Here is a 17315-nt window from a genome sequence, read left to right on the forward strand (position 1 = left end):
CTTCCCCGACGTCCGACGAACGTCCAGCGGTCCCGTGTGGCCCGCCCGTCAACAGGTCCGGTCGGTGGGGGAACCCGCAGCTCGTGGTGGCATCGGCCTTGTTCGCCGAGTAGCGCACCTTTTGCCCCGATTCCTCCCCTGTCCGGCCCGAACATTCCCAACCCCGGGCGCTCCGTCGCCGCGACACGTGAACGAGCGCTCGTCTGGGTGAGTGGGCGGAACAGGAGAGCATGTGGTTTACCAGCAGACCCCCCTCTTCCTCGACCCGATCTACGGGCCGCCGGTGACCCTCGACCCCGAGGCCCCGGAGGCCCCCGGCGCGGGCCGGTCCCGACCGGTGGGCGTCCCTTACCCGGCGACGGCCACCGCGACCGAAGAGGGGGCGGCTGACACCGCCACGGACACCGGCGCCACCGCCGCCGCGCCACAGGCGCCGGACCCCGTGGAGACCGCCGCACCCGGCGACACCGCCGAGCCCCGCCTCGACGGCGTGCGCGTCGTGGTGATCAACTGGCGCGACCCCTGGCAGTCGGTCGCCGGCGGAGCCGAGGAGTACGCCTGGCGGATGAGCCGCCACCTCGCCGGCCGCGGCGCCTGCCTCACCTTCCTGACCAGCCGCGAGCCCGGCCAGGCGCGCCAGGAGACCCGCGAGGGCATCGTCATCCGCCGCATGGGCCGCAAGTTCAGCGTCTACCCGCTGGTCATGCTGTGGCTGCTGCTCTGGCGGCGCGAGTTCCACGTCGCCCTGGACTGCATGAACGGCATCCCGTTCTTCTCCCGGTTGCTCCTGCCCCGCCGCACCCGTGTCATCAGCGTCGTGCACCACGTCCACGACCTGCAGTTCAACGCCTACTTCAGCCGACCCGTCGCCTGGTTCGGCCGATTCATCGAGAGCACGGTGGCCAGCCGCGTCTATCGTTCCTGCATGACCGTCACCGTGTCGGAGTCCTCCCGGCGCGCGATGCGCGAGAAGCTGCGCTGGCGCGCCCCCATCACGGTCATCCACAACGGCAGCCCGCCCGTGCAGCCGATCGCGACCGACCCCGCCTCCGCTTCCACACGGCCCGACCCCGCCCCCCGCGCCGACATGGGGTCGCCGGCCGTCGTCAGCCTCGGCCGCCTCGTCGTCCAGAAGCGCGTCTCGCGCGTCGTGGACATCGCCGACCGGCTCCGGGCGACCCGCCCCGGCCTGCGCGTGCACATCGTCGGCCGCGGCCCGGAATCCGAGCCGCTGGCCGAGCGCGTCGAGCGCGACGCCCTGCACGACCACGTCCGCCTGCACGGATTCCTGCCCGAGGGAGAGAAGAACGCGGTCCTGGCCGGCTCCGTCCTGCACGTCACCGCCTCGGAGTTCGAGGGGTGGGGGCTGACCGTGATCGAGGCCGCCGGGCTCGGCGTGCCCACGGTCGCCTACGACGTCGACGGGCTGCGCGACTCCGTCCGCCACGGCGAGACCGGCTGGCTGGTCCGCGAGGGCGAGGACCTGGTCGAGGTCGTCGACAAGGCGCTGGCCGAGCTCGGCGACCCCGTGCGCGCCGCCGAGATCAGCGCCGCCTGCCGTACCTGGGCAGCCCGCTTCACCTGGGAGAACAGCGGGGCGGCCATGACCCGCCTGATCGCCTCCACCCCGAACCTCCCAGGAGCGCCCGCCACCGGCGCCGTACTACCCGCCGCAACCCCCGTCACGGCCGCGGCGCCGGTGGCGACCTCCGCTCCCATCGCGGCCCCGGCCCTGAGCCACCCCGGTATGCCCGGCGCACCCTCCCACGAGGCCGCCACGTGACCCAGCCCGGGACGCGTGCGCCGGGTGAGCAGGGGGGCGGGCCGGGCGCGGGTGCCCGCCCCGGCGACGACACCTCCCTGGTGCGCCGCCTCAAACTGCTCGGCGTGTGCATGCTGCTGAGCGCCGTCGCGTTCAGCCTCGACCCGGCCCGGATCGTCGGCGACACCAAGATCGACCTGACGATCAACCCGCTCGGGTTCCTGGAACGGGCCCTCCACCTGTGGGACCCCTCCTACTTCGGGCAGCTGCAGAACCAGGCCTACGGCTACTTCTTCCCCAACGGCCCCTTCCACGCGCTGCTCATCGCCCTGGACATGCCCGAGTGGATGGTCCAGCGCACGTGGATGGCGGTGCTGCTGTGCGCCGCGTTCGTCGGCACGGTCAAGCTGGCCGAGGCGCTGGGCATCGGGACGGCCGACACCCGGCTGCTCGCGGGAGTGGCCTACGCGATGGCGCCCCGCGTCCTCACCCTGATCTCCTACAACTCCGCCGAGCTGCAGCCGATGATGCTGCTGCCCTGGATCATCCTGCCGCTGGTGTACGGCGCCCGCCACGGCCGCGACCCGATGCGGATGGCGATGCTCTCCGGCGTCGCGTTCCTCCTCTGCGGCGGCACCAACGCCGCCTCCGAGCTGGCGGTCCTCGTCGTCCCCCTGCTCTACCTCCTCACCCGCGCCAACGGGCCGCGCAAGTGGCGCCTGCTGGCCTGGTGGCTGGGGGCGCTGTTCCTCGTCTCGTTCTGGTGGCTGGCCCCGCTGCTGATCATGGGCCGCTACGTGTTCTCGTTCATGCCCTACACCGAGGACGCGGCCACCACCACCGGCGTCACCTCGCTCATCAACGCGCTGCGCGGCACCTCCAACTGGATGGGCTACGTCCCCACCCAGGGCCAGCCCGCACTGCCCGCCGGGGCCGAGCTGTCCACCGTGCCCTGGCTCATCGTCGCGACGGCCGTGGTCGCCGGGCTCGGCCTGGCCGGGCTCGTCAACCGGCGGACGCCCGAGCGGGTGTTCCTCGTGACCTCCGTGCTCACCGGGACGGCGATCATCGTCGCCGGGTACACCGGCGACCTCACCGGGCCGCTCGCTCCCACCCTGCAGGCGGCGTTCGACGGGGTGCTGAGCCCGTTCCGCAACATCCACAAGTTCGACGCGCTCATCCGGCTGCCGCTCGTGCTGGGGCTGGCCCACCTCCCCGTGGTCGTCGCCCTGGACGCGGCCGACCGCCGAGGCGGGCCCGTGCGCGCACTCGCGCTCCCGCCCGACCTGGTGCGCCGCGGTGTGGCCGGGGTGTGCGCGGTCGCGTTCCTCATCACCCTCACCCCGGTGGCGACCGTGGGCGTGGCCACCCGCGGCGGCTTCGAGCGCATCCCCGACTACTGGTACGAGGCGGCCAAATGGCTGGACACGCGCAACACCGGCGGCATGACCATGGCCGTCCCCGGTTCCGCGCGCGGCGAGTACGAGTGGGGGCGGCCCATGGACGAACCCATGCAGCCGCTGATGGAGAGCGCGTGGACCAACCAGCAGATCATCCCCTGGGGGTCGGCCGGCGTCTCCCGGCTGACCCATGAGCTCGACCAGCGGATCTCGTCGGGGCGCGGCTCAGCCGGGCTCACCGCGACGCTGTCCCGCATGGGCGTCACCTACCTGCTCGTCCGCAACGACCTGCAGCGCACCGGCAACAACGGCGGCTGGCCCGCCCGCGTCCACCAGGCCCTGCGCGACTCGCCGGGGATCACCCGGGAGGTCGCCTTCGGCCCCGAGGTCGGGTCGAACGACGCCTACAGCGGATCCGAGTGGTACGACCAGCCCTACCGCGCGGTGGAGATCTACAGCGTCGGCGGCGGCGTCGACGGCCGCGACGGCGGCCCCGCGCCACTCGTGGGCACCGTCCCCGCCGACGGGACGCTGCGCGTCACCGGCGGCCCCGAGTCGCTGCTGTACCTGGCCGAGCAGGGCCTGCTGCGCGACGACCGGCCGGTCATCGTCGGCGACGACCCCGGTGCCGAGGAGGTCTCCCCCGAGGACACCGTCGTCACCGACACGGCGCGGCGCCGCGAGGTCGTCTACTCCGACGTCCGGCGCAACGTCAGCCACACCCTGACCGCCGACGAGGAGCTGGAGCGGGACGCCCCGGCGCCCGACATCCAGGACCCGGCGTGGGAGCCCTACACGGCGGTGGCGGTCGACGACGGCATCGCCGCGGTCACCGCGTCCTCGTCGGAGGCCGGCGCCAACGCCGATCCGGGCACCCGCGACCCCGGCCGCCAGCCCTTCGCGGCGCTCGACGGTTCGTTCGACACCTCGTGGCGCTCCAGCTCCTTCACCGGCTCCATCGGGCAGTGGCTGGAGGTCGAGTTCGACGAGCCGCGCGACCTCGGGCAGGTCGGCATCGCCTTCGAGCAGATCACCGGCGAGCCGCCGCCCTCCGAGATCGCGCTGGTCACCGACGACGACCGCGTCACCGCACCGGTCGCCGCCACCTCCCGGCCGCAGGAGTTCACCCTCCCCAAGGGCAAGACGAGCAAGCTGCGGATCCAGGTCAGGAAGCTCGCCTGGGAGCCCGACTACCGGTTCGGCAGCCGCGTGGGCATCACCGATATCACGATCCCCGGTCTGGACGCCTCGCGCACCCTGAAGGTGCCGGGCGTCGCCGGGGCCGGAACCTTCGTGTTCACGGGGTCCACCGGCACCGTCCCCGGGTGCATGGAGGGGTCGGAGGTGTGGGTCTGCAACCCGCGCCTCGCCGTGCAGGGCGAAGACGCGTTCGGCTTGGACCGCACCTTCGAGGTCTCCGAGGACGCCGCGGGCGAGAAGCACACGATCCGCGGCGAGGCCGTCGTCACCGACCCGGTCGACGTCGAGAACGCCGCCAACCGGGCCGGCGGCTACCCCAAGGTCACCGCGTCGTCGACGTCGGTGCGCCACCCCGCGGCAGCGGGCCGCAACGCGTTCGACGACGACGAGAAGACCGTCTGGTACCCCGACCCCGACGAGGACCGGCCCCGGCTCGACGTCGACCTCGGGAAGAAGACGAAGATCAGCGGGATGCGGGTGGACTTCCCGCGCGGCATCGGCATCGCCCGGCCCATCCGGGTGACCGTGGACAGCGGCGACACCGTCCGCGATGCCTGGCTGGACGGCAACGGGTGGGTGAACTTCGCCGAGCTCACCGCGGACAAGCTGACCATCACCTTCGACCCGCCGGAGAACCAGCCGCTGGAGATCCAGCGGATCTCCCTGCCCGGAGTGGAGCCGCTGGAGCCCATCGAGGGCGGCGACGCCGCGACGGCGTGCGGGCTCGGCCCGGTGCTGCGGGTCAACGGCGAGCGCGTGGAGACCCGCATCGTCTCCGGGACGCTGGAGGACAAGCTCAACGGGCGGCCGCTGACGTATGAGAGCTGCGGCGACGTCGACCTGGAGCCCGGCACCAACCGGCTGGTCGTGCAGCCCGGCAACCAGTACGAGGTGGGCTCGGCCATCGTCGAGCAGGACGGCACGGACCGTGCGGAGGCGGCCGGGACCGGCGGCGACAGCGGCGGCGCGGACGGCAGCGGCGACACGGTCGCCATGGCGGAGGTGCCCCGGCTCGCCGGGTGGGGCAACAGCGAGCGCAGGTTCGACGTGGCCGTGAACGAGGACAGCTACCTCGTGGTCAACGAGAACTTCAACGAGGGCTGGGAGGCGACTGTCGACACTGCCGGCGCCGACGCGCCCCTGGAGCCCGTGCGCCTGGACGGGTGGAAGCAGGCCTGGAAGCTGCCCGCAGGGGCACACGGCACCGTCACCCTCACCTACACCCCCGACGCCCTCTACCACCTGACGCTGGGCGTCGGAGCGGTGCTCGCGCTGCTGGCGGGCCTGCTCGCGGCGCGCCGACCGAAGCGGGCGGGCCGCGCGGCACTGCTCGCCGACGCCGTCCCGGGCCGCGCGGGCCGGGTGGGGCGCGTCGCGCTGATCCCGGCGGGGGTCGGGCTCGGCGTGTGGGTCGCGGGTGCGGCCGGCGCCGCGGTCACCGGCGCGGTCCTGGTGTTCATGTGGTGGCTGGGGCGCCGCCCCTCGGCGCGCCTGCGCCACGCCCGACCCGAGCGCCCGGCCCTGGGCGGCCGCATCATCCGGTGGCTCGCCGGTCCGTGGACCGTCACCGTCACCCTCGCGTGCGCGGGACTGTCGCTGGCGGTGGGATCGTACCTGTCGCTGCACATGCCCTTCCACGACATCGGCGGCCTCCTCGGCGACCCGCTGCGCGGCTGGGTGGCCCAGCTGTTCTGCCTGCCGGCCCTGGCCCGCATGGTGGTGTCGCTCGGCGGCTTCACCGCACTGGAGCACCCGGAGCCGCACGAACCGGAGGAGCCGGAGGCCGACCACGCAGCCGCACCCTCGGCCCGGCCCGGAGCCCACGCCCGGGCGCTCGGCGGATCGGCCGACGAGCCGGACGGGGCCCCGACCGTCGACGGGCGGTCGCAGCAGGGCACCGACCGGGGACCGGACGACGACCGGCGGGTAGAGGAGGTGAAGACGTGACGTACGTCGACGCCGCTCCATCGACCGACGACGAGCCCGCGCGGGAACGCCCCGGCCGCGGCCTGCTGCGCCGCAACGCGGCGCCGCTGCTGGCGGCCTTCGGCGCCTTCTGTGTCACCTTCGCCCTGCTGCTGCGCTTCTTCATCTACGGCCAGCTCGCCGTCATCCCCGCCGACCTGCAACTGGAGCTGCGGCTGGCCGACGAGTCCGCGGCCTACCTCGACACCAGCACCTGGAAGACGGTGAAGGGCGCCGAGGTGGTGCGCAGCATCGGCGTCGACGGGAGGGTGAGCCCGGGGAACGCGGAATGGAGTACCTGGGACATGTCCGTCGACACCGGCACCAGCACGCACGTCATCGAGCACATGGACCGCCGCGTCATCGTGGACCGCGCGTCCGGAACGGCGGTGAACTGCTGCGGCGAGCACGTCGACGGCGACCGCGCCGTCCGGCAGGCGGGACTGGCGCTGAGCTGGCCGGCCGACGCCCTCGACGACGAGTACGCCTTCTACGACGCCGACATCCGGGCCGCGCCCCGGATGGTGTTCGACGGGGAGGAGAACATCGCCGGCACGGCCACGCGCCGGTTCGTGCAGCGCATCGAGCCGACCCAGGTCCCGCAGTCCGCCCGCGAGGTGCCCGCCAGCGCCCTCGGTCTGGACCGCCGGGGCACGGTCACCGCGACCCGATGGGTGGAGGTCGAGCGCACCTACTGGGTCGAACCGGTGAGCGGGAAGGTGGTCAACGCCGAGGAGAAGCGGAGGGAGACCCTGAGCGCCGAATCGGGCCGGGGGGAGCGCGTCCTCCTCGACGCCGACCTGGAACTCCAGGATGCCCAGGTCGCCGCCTACGCCGAGGACGCCCGCTCCACCCGCCTCCTGCTCACCGCGGTCCGCACCGACCTCCCCATCGCCCTGGGTGCGGTGGGTACGGTGCTGCTCCTCCTATCCCTGCTGCTCACGGCTCGCACTCGTTCCGGCCGGGGGTGATGACGGGGGGTGGGCGTCCTCGCCCGTGCCCGGGCGGGGAGACCACGCCGCCACGACCGGACCCGACCACTGACCACCCGACCCCACTGGGGGCGGACACCCGCCACGGGTGCCCGCCCTTGTCTAGACGCCGTCCGAGGCGCCGTGGCTGCTCATGCCCTGCGCATCGCGCGGATCCCGGCGAACAGCCCGACCAGCATGACGGCGAGCGCGGCGAGCGCCCCGTGCAGGAGGTGGGCGTCGAACACTCCGCTGAACAGGGCGCGCTCGGCCGCGACGATGTGGCTGAGGGGGTTGGCGGCGGCGACGGCCTGCATCCACCCCGGCCCCTCTTCCAGCGGGAGCAGCATTCCGGAGAGGATCATCAGCGGGAACAGCACGGCCTGCTGGATCGTCCAGAACATCCAGTCCTGGTTCTTCACGGCGAGCGCGAGCGCGTAGCTCAGGGAACCGAACCCCACGCCGAAGACGGCCAGGATCAGCAGCCCGACGACCGCGCCGAGCGGGTCCGGCCGGAAGCCGAACGGAACCGCGATCGCGATCAGCACGCACGCTTGGAGTGTCAGCGGCATCATCTCCTTCAGCGCCCGCCCGATGAGCAGCGGAGCGCGCCGCACCGGGATGACCAGCGTTCTCTCGTGAGCGCCGGTGTGCATGTCGAACTGGAGGTTCGATCCGGTCGAGGCGGTGGCGAACAGCGACACCATGACGAGTACGCCGGGGACGAACCAGTGCAGGTCGAGTGCTCCACCGCTGAAGCCGATGAGCAGCGGCGTGAACAGTCCGACGAAGACGAGCGGCTGCACCAGGCCGAAGACGATCGAGAGCGGGTCGCGCAGCACCGGTCGCAACTCGCGGACGAGCACGAGCCGAACGTCGCCGAGGAACGTGTTCGGATAGGTCGGCCCGTCGTAGCGCCCCCCGGCGCGGGGCGTCGGGCGGTCCTTGACGGTGGTCATGCCGCGATCGCCCCCAGCGCCTCGCTGCCCTCGGCGTCCTCGGTGTCCTCGGCGATCCCGCTCTCCCGCAGCCTCCGGCCGGTCAGCCGGAAGAAGACGTCATCGAGGGTCGCCCGCCTGGCCTCCGCGGTGCGCACGGTGAGGCTGTCCCGCGCGAGTGCGAGGACGATCTCGGGTAGGGAGAGACGGGCGTCGGCGACCGGAACCTCGATTCCGGCGCCCCGGCGTCGCGTGCCCGCACCGCCGCCTCCGGCCGCGTCCGCGCGCAGGCGGGACAGAGCGCTCTCGGCCTCTGCCGCGGAATCGAACCCCAACTCCACCCGGTCGCCGATGAGATCCTCCTTGAGGCCGGCCGGTGTGTCGTCCGCGATCACCCGTCCGTGGTCCATCACCAGGACGCGCTCGGCGAACGCGTCGGCCTCGTCCAGGTAGTGGGTGGTCATGAACACCGTGGTCCCATACTCTTCGCGCAGCCGCAGGATGTACCGCCAGAGACCGGCCCTGCTCTGCGGGTCCAGCCCGGTCGACGGTTCGTCGAGGAAGAGCAGGGAGGGTCCGTGCACCAGACCCATCGCGATGTCCAGGCGGCGTCGTTGACCGCCGCTGAGAGACGACACCACCTGCCGGGCGACCCGCTCCAGTTCGAGACGTGCCAGCAGGGCGTCCGCGCGGTGCGCCGCCGTGTCCCCCGGGAGGCCGTGGAAGCGGCCCTGCATGATGATCTCGTCGCGTACGCGGTGGTTGTGTCCGGCGCTGTTCAGCTGACCGATGTAGCCGATCCGGCTGCGAACCGCAGCGGGCTCCGAACGGATGTCGTGTCCGCACACGATCGCCTTGCCACCGCTCGGTTCCAGCAGCGTGGTCAGTAATTTGAGGCTGGTGGACTTCCCCGCCCCGTTCGGCCCCAGGAACGCCACGAGCTCTCCCGCACCGACCTGGAGGTCGAGTCCCTGCACGGCCCTTACCTGTTCGCGTCCGGAGGCGAACGTCTTGGTGAGCCCCGTCGCGTCGATCGCTTTCTCTTTCATGGCGGGCAAAGTAGCGATGGTTCAGGCCGGAAAGTGGCCGGAAATCGCGCTTGTATCGCGTCGATCCGGACCGTGCGGGATCGGCGTCCTGCCGAGGACCGGTTCATGAAGAAACGGGGAGGAGCACCCTATGAGCGGTGTCATGATCGCCAGGTCGCTGCGGCTGCTGTCCTTGCTGCAGGCGCGACGGTTCTGGTCCGGGCATGCGCTGGCCGCCGATCTCGGTGTCAGCGAGCGGACGCTGCGCCGGGACATCGACCGACTGCGGGAGGCCGGATACCGGATCACGGCCGAGCGGGGGGCCGGCGGCGGCTATTCGCTGGAGCCCGGGGCCGCCCTCCCGCCGCTGCTCCTCGACGATGACGAACTGGTGGTGCTGGCCGTCGGCCTGCGTTCGGTCACCGCGCGCGGGGTCGGGCACTCGGACCTCACCGCCCTCTCCGCCCTGGCCAAGCTCGAACAGCTGTTGCCGAGCCGACTTCGCCGCCGGGTGTCCGCGCTGCAGTCCCACGCGTTCCCCGACGAGGGCGGGTCGGCCCCGTCCGCGGCACCCGACCTGATCGCCCAGCTGGCGCTCGCCTGCCGGGACAGCGAACGCGTCCGGTTCCGCTACACCGATGCGAACGGCGCGATCGAGAGCTACTTCGTCGAGCCGCACTGCCTGGTTTCGGTGGAGCACGGCTGGTACCTCGTCGCATGGGAGATCGACGGGGGGACCTGGGAGGCGTTCGGTGTCAACCGTATGGACTCCTACTTCGCGACGGCGGCGCGCTTCCCACCCCACGGACTGAGCCAGGAGCGAGCCGCTGAGATCGCCCACGTCGCGGCCGGGCGCTTCGCGCGCGGCCACGTGGGGCTGCTCCGCATCCACGCCCCACTGGAGGAACTTCGGGCGGTGGCCGGCCCCTGGGCACGAGACGCCACCGCCGAGACCGACTCGACCACCCTGTGGCCGATCAGCGCCGACCAGCTGCAGGGCCTCGCCTTCGGCATCGCCTGGATCCCCGAGGAGTACGAGTTCGAAGTCCTAGAACCCGCCGAGCTCCGCTCGTTCATCCGCTCATTCGGAACCCGACTCCTGCGAGCGACCCACGACAGCCAAGGTTGACCAAGGGGCGCAGCACCACTACGGCTGCCCAGCGCGGCTCGTGCCCGCTGTCGAGAACACCGGGCTGCGGCATCGCGCGTCGCCGCCTGACAGCGAGGGGGACATCCGGAGAGGCCCATCCCCTGATTCGCCTCGGCACTCCACAGTCGAAAAGGTGCACGAACAGCACCCCCATCGTCAGCGGGTTCATGGTCGACGACGAGACCGTCGTCAACCCGTGAAAGGGTGCCCGGCCCCCTCCGCCGAGCACCCTTTGTGAGCCGTGTCGCGAGAGGACCCTCCCCTCCCGCGACACAGCGGTCTTCATGCGATGGTCGGCTGCAGCGGTCGCAAGGCTGCAAGATGCCGAATACCGTGCTGGGTCGGCGGAACTTCGGGACAGGAGGCCCGAACCTCGTGCCGGGTCCACAACCGGGAAGCCACCAGGAGTTCCAGGGCCTCGATGGTGGGGGCTTCCAGCAGGCGGGGGTGGTCGGGAACCATGGCCCACCAGCGTCGGGTGTGGGAGCCGTGCCAGACCACGGTGCCGGGGTAGCGGGCCCGCAGCCACATGGAGGCAGCGGTTTCGGGGCCGGCCATCACGCACCCCCTGCTTCCTCGCCGGTGGGCTTCCACGCGTGGCCGTTGGCGTCGAGGTGGAGTCCGCCGTGTTCGGCGGGTGCACGCCCAGCTCCAGCGATGGGACGTGCAGGCCGGCCCCGAGCTGGTGCGCCTGCTCATGCGCCAGATGTGCCTGGAGCCCTGCCAGCCGCGCCCGGACCGCGTCGCGCTCACCGGGCAAGAGGAGTCCGCGCCCATCACCGACCTGGTCCGCCGTGACTTCACCGCACCCGAGCCGGGCGTGAGACTGGTCGGCGATATCACTTATGTGCCGACATGGGAAGGGTGGCTGTATCTCGCGACGGTGATCGACTGCTGCACGAAGGAGGTCGTCGGGTACGCGATCGACGACAATTATCGCACCCCACTGACCAAGCGGGCCGTGGAGCACGCGGAGCGCGCAGGCCGTATCCAGGAAGGGGCGATTTTCCACTCCGACCGAGGAAGTAACTACACCTCTGCGGAGTTCGGTGGATTCCTGGAATCGAAATGCATCAGAAGGTCGGTTGGCCGGACGGGGATTTGCTTCGATAACGCCCTCGCGGAGTCGTTCTTCGGCGCGCTGAAGAACGAGCGTGTGAACAGGGTGGTGTATCCCAGTCGGGAGCGCGCCCGCCGCGACATCATTCGCTATATCGAATTCTGGTACAATCGCAAACGGCTTCATTCAGCGTTGGGATACAACACACCTGAAGAGATATACGCGGCCCATCAGGAGATGCGGTTGGCGGCGTGAGATAAGCGGTTGAACTCCCTGTCCGGAAACAGCAGGACCCCGCAGCTCGTTCAGCGTTAAGAAGCCGGACACCGACGGGGACTGATGGCTGCGACGGCAGCCAATGATCAGCGCTTCCGGAGGACCAGCAGCAGGTTCCAGGTGACGATCTCGCGCAGGCCCGGGATGTGGATGATGGGTTTCATCCAGGTGGGCAGGTAGCGGGGGAGGATGTCGATGACGTCGACGTCCGTGCGGGTTGTGGCCCACCTCAGCATCTCGGCGGCCGAGACCGCGAACATGGTGGAGCCGAAGTCGTTCTTCGGGCGGCGGCCGTGTTTCCGGGCGAACCGGTCGGCTGCGTAGCGGCCGCCGAGGTAGTGCCAGGGGGAGGTCTCGTGGCCGCCCCAGGGGGAGAGCCACAGGGTGTAGGAGAGGTAGACGGTTCCGCCCGGGCGGGTCACGCGGACCATTTCGTCGGCCATGCGCTGCGGGTCGGGCACGTGCTCCAGGACGTTGGACGAGAAGCAGACGTCGACCGAGCCGGTCCGCATCGGCATGTCCAGGGCGCTGCCGAGCACGGCGGTGTCGGGGACCCGGCCGTCGCGCAGGCGCAGTTCGCCGGCGTCCGCGTCGACGCAGACGCAGCGGGCACCGGCCGCGCGGAGTTCGTCGGAGAAGTAGCCCGGGCCGCCGCCCACGTCGACGACGACGGCCCCGTCGAGCGGGGTGTAGCTGCGGAGCTGGGCGACGGTGTCGCGGGCGAGGGTGCCGTAGAAGTGGTCGGGGTCGGTCTGCTCGCCGCGGAAGGCCGCGAACAGCGCGACCGAGCGGCCGAGTGTCGCGCGGAACGGAGCGGTCGACGGGCGGCCCGGCCGGGTTCCGGGGTGCGTGCCGGTCATGCGGTCCCGCCCCGGTTCCCGCCCGCCGGGGCGACGGTGATGAAGTGGCGCAGGTGCTGCCAGTGATCGCCGCCCCAGTACTCGTCCGAGGCGACGACGCGGGCGCCCGCGGGGGCCAGCACCGCGGCGAGCCGGTCCGGGGGGAGCGGGTGCATGCGCATCGGCGCCGGGTAGCGCAGGATGGCCCGCTGGGCGACGCGGATCAGCGGCCAGGGCATGTACTTGAAGACCAGCCCCTTGAACGTGCGCCGCTCCCGCGCCGGGACGCCGATGACCATGGCCCCGCCCGGCCGGACCACCCGGGCGAACTCGCGCAGGTAGCCGACGGCGAGTTCCGGTGGGAGGTGCTGCAGCACCAGGTCGGTGTAGAGGAGGTCGAACTCGGCGTCGCCGAACGCCCGCAGGTCGGTGGTGTCGTTCCGGCGGAACTCGATCCTGCCGCCGCTGCGGTCCAGGCGGCGCGCCTCGGCCAGCATCGGTTCGGAGATGTCGACGCCGACCACCGACGTGAAGTGCTGCGCGAGCGCGTTGGACAGCCGTCCCGCGCCGCAGCCGAAGTCCAGTGCGCGCCCGCCGTCGGGGCGAATCCCCAGCTCACCGAGGCGGCGTAGGGCACCATCGATCTCGGCGGCTCCGGAGGCGAGGAACTCGTCGTCGTCCCAGCCGCCGTTGCGCTTGGCCGGGTCGACGCACACCGCCCACAGCGGTTCGGCCGACCCCAGTCGGGTCCAGTCCTCACGCACCTCGTCGAGGCCCACGATCCCACCCCCTGGCGGCATCCGTAACCCGGGGGTGAACCCGGTTCCTGTTCTGATTTTGCCACCTGCATGGACCTGCGGTGACAATCACAGCGGCATGTGAAACTTGTTATATTGTGACATCTCTTTGTGTGGTGGCGTCAACTGCCCTGGCGCCGACTGGCGGAAGTGAGAGCACATGCCCGGTTCCGAAGGCACGCGGCAGGCGGCCGGGGAGCGCGACGGCGGTGGCGACTCCACCCCCGACGTTACCCCCGACACCGCGTCGCCCGCCGACTCCTCCGCCGAGGCCGCCCCGGTACCCGCCGCCGACGGTTCCTCCGCCGCCGACCGGAGCGGCCCCACACCCCTCCGCCGGGCCCTCGCAGCAGCCGACCACGGTCTGCGCGACCCCATCGTGGTCCTCGGCGGGGCGCTCATCACCGCAGCCCTCGCGCTGAAGATCTACGTCCTGGGCTCCGCCTACTTCGTCGAGGACGACTTCCTCTTCTTCGGCAACGCCGCCGCCAACAACCTCACCCCCGAGTACCTCACCGACCTGCACAAGGGCCACCTGATGCCCGGGGCGATGCTGCTCGCCTACATCCAGACCGCCATCGCCCCCTACGACTGGGGCCTGGCGTCCGGCATCATGCTGGCCTTCCAAGCGGGCGCGTCGGCCGCCGTCTTCCGGCTGCTGTGGGTGCTCTTCGGACGCCGCTGGGCCATCCTCGCCCCGCTGTCCGTCTACCTCTTCGCCCCGCTGAGCATGCCGGTGCTCGCCTGGTGGTCGGCGGCCCTGAACGCCGTACCGTTCCAGCTGGCCATGGCGCTGTCCCTGTTGTGGACGGTCCACTACCTGCGGACCGGTGCCCCCCGCTACGGCTGGATGACCGCGGGCGCGGTCGTCCTCGGCATGGCGTTCTCGGTGAAGGCGATGTTCCTACCGCCGCTGCTGTTCGTCATCGCCGCCGCGTTCCTGGTACGCGGCCGCTTCCCGCGGGTCCTGGCCACCACCCTGGAGCGCGACATGCCGTTCTGGGTCGGTATGGCCGCGCTGTCCGTGGGCCACGGCCTGCTCTACCTCACCAAGCAGGACTCCGCGCACGGCGAGGGCGCCGGGATGCCCAAGCTCGACACGGCGGTGTCGGCGGCGCGCAAGCTCCTCGGCGAGACCTTCCCCGCGGGTGTCGTCGGCGGCCCGTTCGAGTGGGGCCCGGTCACCCCGGCCGGCGGCCTGCTCGACCCGTCGATGCCGATGGTCGTCGGCGCCTGGTCGGTACTGGCCGTGGTCGTCGGCGCCAGCCTGCTGCTGCGCCGCCGGTCGTGGCGCGCCTGGGCGATCGTGCTCGGCTACCTGGTGGTCGTCGACGTCATCCCGACGCTCATCGCCCGCGGCCGCTACGAGGACGCCTTCGGCTACGACCCGCGCTACGTGGCCGACGCCGCGCTCGTGTTCGCGATCTGCCTCGCCTTCGCGTTCCTGCCCACGCGGGAGGAGTCCCCAGGGAAGGACGACCCGGGAAACGGGGCGCACGCGGGCGGCGAGGACGGCCGGGGCGGCGGGGCCTACCGGTGGACGCCGCCGCCCAAGCGCGCCCGCGACCTCACCGTCGCGGCGACCACGGTCTTCATCCTCGCCGCCGGGTACTCCACCTACGCCTTCGCCGACACGCTCAGCGGCGACCGGGTCCGCTGGTACCTGGACACCGTGCGCGGCCAGATGGGCGGGGTCCCCACCGAGGCGGGCGTGTATCCCCGCCCGGTGCCCGACGACATCGTGCTGCCGTGGAACGGCCCGCGCCGCCTCAGCTCCTTCGTGCTCAGCCCCCTGGCCGAGCCGGGTGTCGCCGAGCGCATCCGCGACCCCGAGCCCGCCGCAACGGCACTGGTGTTCAACGACGCCGGGTACCTCGTCCCCGCCAAGGCCAAGCCGGACAGCGCGTTCTTCGACAAACCGGAGGACGAGGAGTGCATGTCCACACTGGGCGGCGACGTGATGTGGGAGGTCGAGTCGTTCGGCGGTCCGACGATGATCCTCACGGTCGCCTACACCGCCGAGACCTCGACGCGCATCGGCGTCGTCCTCGGCGACTCGTGGATCGACACCGAGCTGCCCGCCGCCCCCAAGGGCGGAAACTGGTACATCCCCGTCCCCGGGGCCGGCGACAAGCTGCTGCTGCACACCAACACCGAGGAGCTGTGCATGCAGTGGGTGACCTTCGGCGAACTGGACCCGCAGACCGACGGCGACCCGTGGGCGCAGGCCGAGGCCGAGGAGAACGACGGCGGTGACGGCGACCAGGACGACTCCTGACCCCGTCCTCCGTTGATCTCGGCGAAGTGCACCGAACACTAGAAACCACCGCCGATATTCGGTGCGCTTCGCCGAGATCAACGAGAGGAAGGCGGCGCGGTGGCCCTGGCCTGTCCGCGCCCAGGGCCGACCGCGTTGTACCAGCGGCGGCTGGGCTCCTCCACCCACCGGTAGGTGGCGGCCGCGCACAGGATCGTGCCGATGGTGACGGGGACGATGTCGAACCAGAACGACCCGGTGAAGATCTCCTGGCCGGTGAAGCCGCGCCACAGGTAGAGCACCGCGAACTGCCACAGGAAGATGCCGTAGGAGATCTTGCCGAGGTAGACGCTGATGGGGTGGGCCAGCAGGACGCGCAGCCAGCCGCCTTCGGACCGGCGCGACGCCGCTCCGCCGGAGGGGCCGCCGGAGCGCTGGTCCGCCTCGGGGCTGGGCATGAGGGCGACCGGGGCGATGAGGAAGAACGCGAAGGCCGTCGCCGTGAGCGAGCTGAACCAGCCGACCCACAGGCCGTCCACGCCGACGAAGCGGGGCCCCGCCGCGGGGGTCGCGTGGAGGATGTAGACGACCGCGGCCAAGCCCCAGAACAGCGCGGCGTGGCGCGGCACGGTCCGGCAGAAGCGCCGCACCGGCCCGTCGGGGCCGGACTCCCGCCAGGCCCACTCGGAGACCACCGCCAGCGCCATGCCGACGGCGAACATGCCGAGTGTGCGCGGCAGCCACATGTGCAGGTACTGCCGCGGCTCCGGGTAGAACTGCGGGATCACCGCGAGCAGGCTGACCAGCACCATGATGCCGAGGCCGATGAGCAGGCGCCGGGCGCGGGCGTCGGTCGTGTCGGCGCCGGAGGTGCCGACACGACCCGCGTAGCGCGCCAGAAGGTAGGCGAACACGGGGAGCAGCAGGTAGTAGGAGACCTCGACGCACAGGCTCCACATCTGGCCCAGCCCGTAGGGCCCGGTTCCGACCCACCACGGGTCGAGGTTGTAGATGAAGGTCAGCGTCATGACCTCGACCCAGGCGCCGACCGAGTGGAGGTGGTCCTCGGACCAGATGAGCATCGCCGTGATCGCGACGATCCAGTAGGCGGGCAGCACCCGCAGGGCGCGCCGCCACAGGTAGGGCAGGACCGGCGGGCGCGGGGTGCCGTCGAGTGCGGCGCGTGCCCAGGGGCGGTAGAGCAGCAGGCCGGAGAGCACGAAGAAGAGCGGGACGCCGAGCTCGCCGCGGGCCAGCAGCGCGCCGACCGCACCGGGTTCCAGGGCGGTGCCGGTCTCGATCGCCACGTGGAACACCAGAACCATCAGGGCGGCGATGGCGCGGATGCCGTCGAGGCCGGTGAGGTGTCCGCGGACCTGGGGCAGGAAGCGGGGGTCGCGGGCGGCGGGGGCGTCCCGAGCGGTGTCGGCGCCGCCGCCGGTCGGGTCCCCGGCCGCGGTCCCGTCGGTTTCGGGTGGTGCTGTCACAGGCCGGCCTCCTCCAGATACCTGCGGCTGGCGGGTGTGGGCGTGGGACGCGAGCGCCGAGCCCTCGACACGGGGGTGCGGTGCGTGCAGGTCATCCGCTCCGTGTCAGACTAGAACGTGTTATAAAAATTCAGACACGCCCTGGTGACGTTGCACACCATGGAGAAGTACTCTACCCGAAAATG

12 protein-coding genes are annotated in these 17315 nt (G+C 71.7%); 6 read left to right on the top strand and 6 right to left on the bottom strand.

What is annotated here, in order from left to right; all coding sequences use genetic code 11:
* The first annotated feature begins 232 nt into the window (after positions 1–232).
* Genes HNR23_RS01230 through HNR23_RS01240 form a run of 3 tightly spaced genes read left to right on the top strand, consistent with a single transcriptional unit; the run spans position 233 to position 7298 of the window.
* A complete protein-coding gene (locus tag HNR23_RS01230; protein ID WP_343070377.1) occupies positions 233–1783 on the top strand; it encodes a glycosyltransferase family 4 protein in 1551 nt (516 codons plus the stop codon).
* A complete protein-coding gene (locus tag HNR23_RS01235) occupies positions 1780–6309 on the top strand; it encodes an alpha-(1->3)-arabinofuranosyltransferase (RefSeq protein WP_394353733.1) in 4530 nt (1509 codons plus the stop codon). Before HNR23_RS01230 ends, HNR23_RS01235 begins: the two co-directional genes overlap by 4 nt.
* The gene (locus HNR23_RS01240) at positions 6306–7298 is read left to right on the top strand and encodes a DUF3068 domain-containing protein (protein WP_343070378.1); all 993 of its coding nucleotides are present in this window, start codon (positions 6306–6308) and stop codon (positions 7296–7298) included. The genes HNR23_RS01235 and HNR23_RS01240 overlap by 4 nt, the downstream gene beginning before the upstream one ends.
* A 152-nt stretch (positions 7299–7450) precedes the next feature.
* Here HNR23_RS01240 and HNR23_RS01245 read toward each other — a convergent pair whose 3' ends face one another.
* A complete protein-coding gene (locus tag HNR23_RS01245) occupies positions 7451–8257 on the bottom strand; it encodes an ABC transporter permease (RefSeq protein ID WP_184072658.1) in 807 nt (268 codons plus the stop codon).
* The gene (locus tag HNR23_RS01250) at positions 8254–9285 is read right to left on the bottom strand and encodes an ATP-binding cassette domain-containing protein (RefSeq protein ID WP_184072660.1); all 1032 of its coding nucleotides are present in this window, start codon (positions 9283–9285) and stop codon (positions 8254–8256) included. The genes HNR23_RS01245 and HNR23_RS01250 overlap by 4 nt, the downstream gene beginning before the upstream one ends.
* A 130-nt stretch (positions 9286–9415) precedes the next feature.
* Between HNR23_RS01250 and HNR23_RS01255 the strand changes: the two genes are divergently transcribed.
* Positions 9416–10393: a helix-turn-helix transcriptional regulator gene (locus tag HNR23_RS01255; protein ID WP_184072662.1), complete on the top strand. Its 978-nt coding sequence runs from the start codon at positions 9416–9418 to the stop codon at positions 10391–10393.
* Between the two features lie 303 nt (positions 10394–10696).
* Here HNR23_RS01255 and HNR23_RS01260 read toward each other — a convergent pair whose 3' ends face one another.
* Positions 10697–10972, bottom strand: a complete 276-nt coding sequence (locus HNR23_RS01260; protein WP_184072664.1) for a hypothetical protein — start codon at positions 10970–10972, stop codon at positions 10697–10699.
* A gap of 79 nt (positions 10973–11051) precedes the next feature.
* Between HNR23_RS01260 and HNR23_RS01265 the strand changes: the two genes are divergently transcribed.
* Entirely contained in the window at positions 11052–11729 is a 678-nt protein-coding gene (locus HNR23_RS01265) for an IS3 family transposase (RefSeq protein ID WP_184072666.1), read from the top strand.
* Between the two features lie 107 nt (positions 11730–11836).
* On the opposite strand, the gene HNR23_RS01270 is transcribed toward HNR23_RS01265, so the two are convergent.
* Both HNR23_RS01270 and HNR23_RS01275 read right to left on the bottom strand, forming a co-directional pair.
* Complete coding sequence (locus tag HNR23_RS01270) at positions 11837–12610, bottom strand: class I SAM-dependent methyltransferase (protein ID WP_184072668.1); 774 nt, start codon at positions 12608–12610, stop codon at positions 11837–11839.
* Positions 12607–13368, bottom strand: coding sequence for a class I SAM-dependent methyltransferase (locus HNR23_RS01275; protein WP_343070379.1), 762 nt, complete (start codon positions 13366–13368; stop codon positions 12607–12609). Before HNR23_RS01275 ends, HNR23_RS01270 begins: the two co-directional genes overlap by 4 nt.
* Before the next feature lie 178 nt (positions 13369–13546).
* Between HNR23_RS01275 and HNR23_RS01280 the strand changes: the two genes are divergently transcribed.
* Positions 13547–15664 carry a hypothetical protein gene (locus HNR23_RS01280; RefSeq protein WP_246421521.1) on the top strand — a complete coding sequence of 706 codons (2118 nt, stop codon included), beginning with the start codon at positions 13547–13549 and terminating at the stop codon, positions 15662–15664.
* A gap of 77 nt (positions 15665–15741) precedes the next feature.
* Here HNR23_RS01280 and HNR23_RS01285 read toward each other — a convergent pair whose 3' ends face one another.
* Entirely contained in the window at positions 15742–17130 is a 1389-nt protein-coding gene (locus tag HNR23_RS01285) for an acyltransferase family protein (RefSeq protein ID WP_184072671.1), read from the bottom strand.
* Positions 17131–17315: the final 185 nt, after the last annotated feature.

Origin of the sequence: Nocardiopsis mwathae (assembly GCF_014201195.1) — a bacterium.
Classification (GTDB): Bacteria; Actinomycetota; Actinomycetes; order Streptosporangiales; family Streptosporangiaceae; genus Nocardiopsis_C; species Nocardiopsis_C mwathae.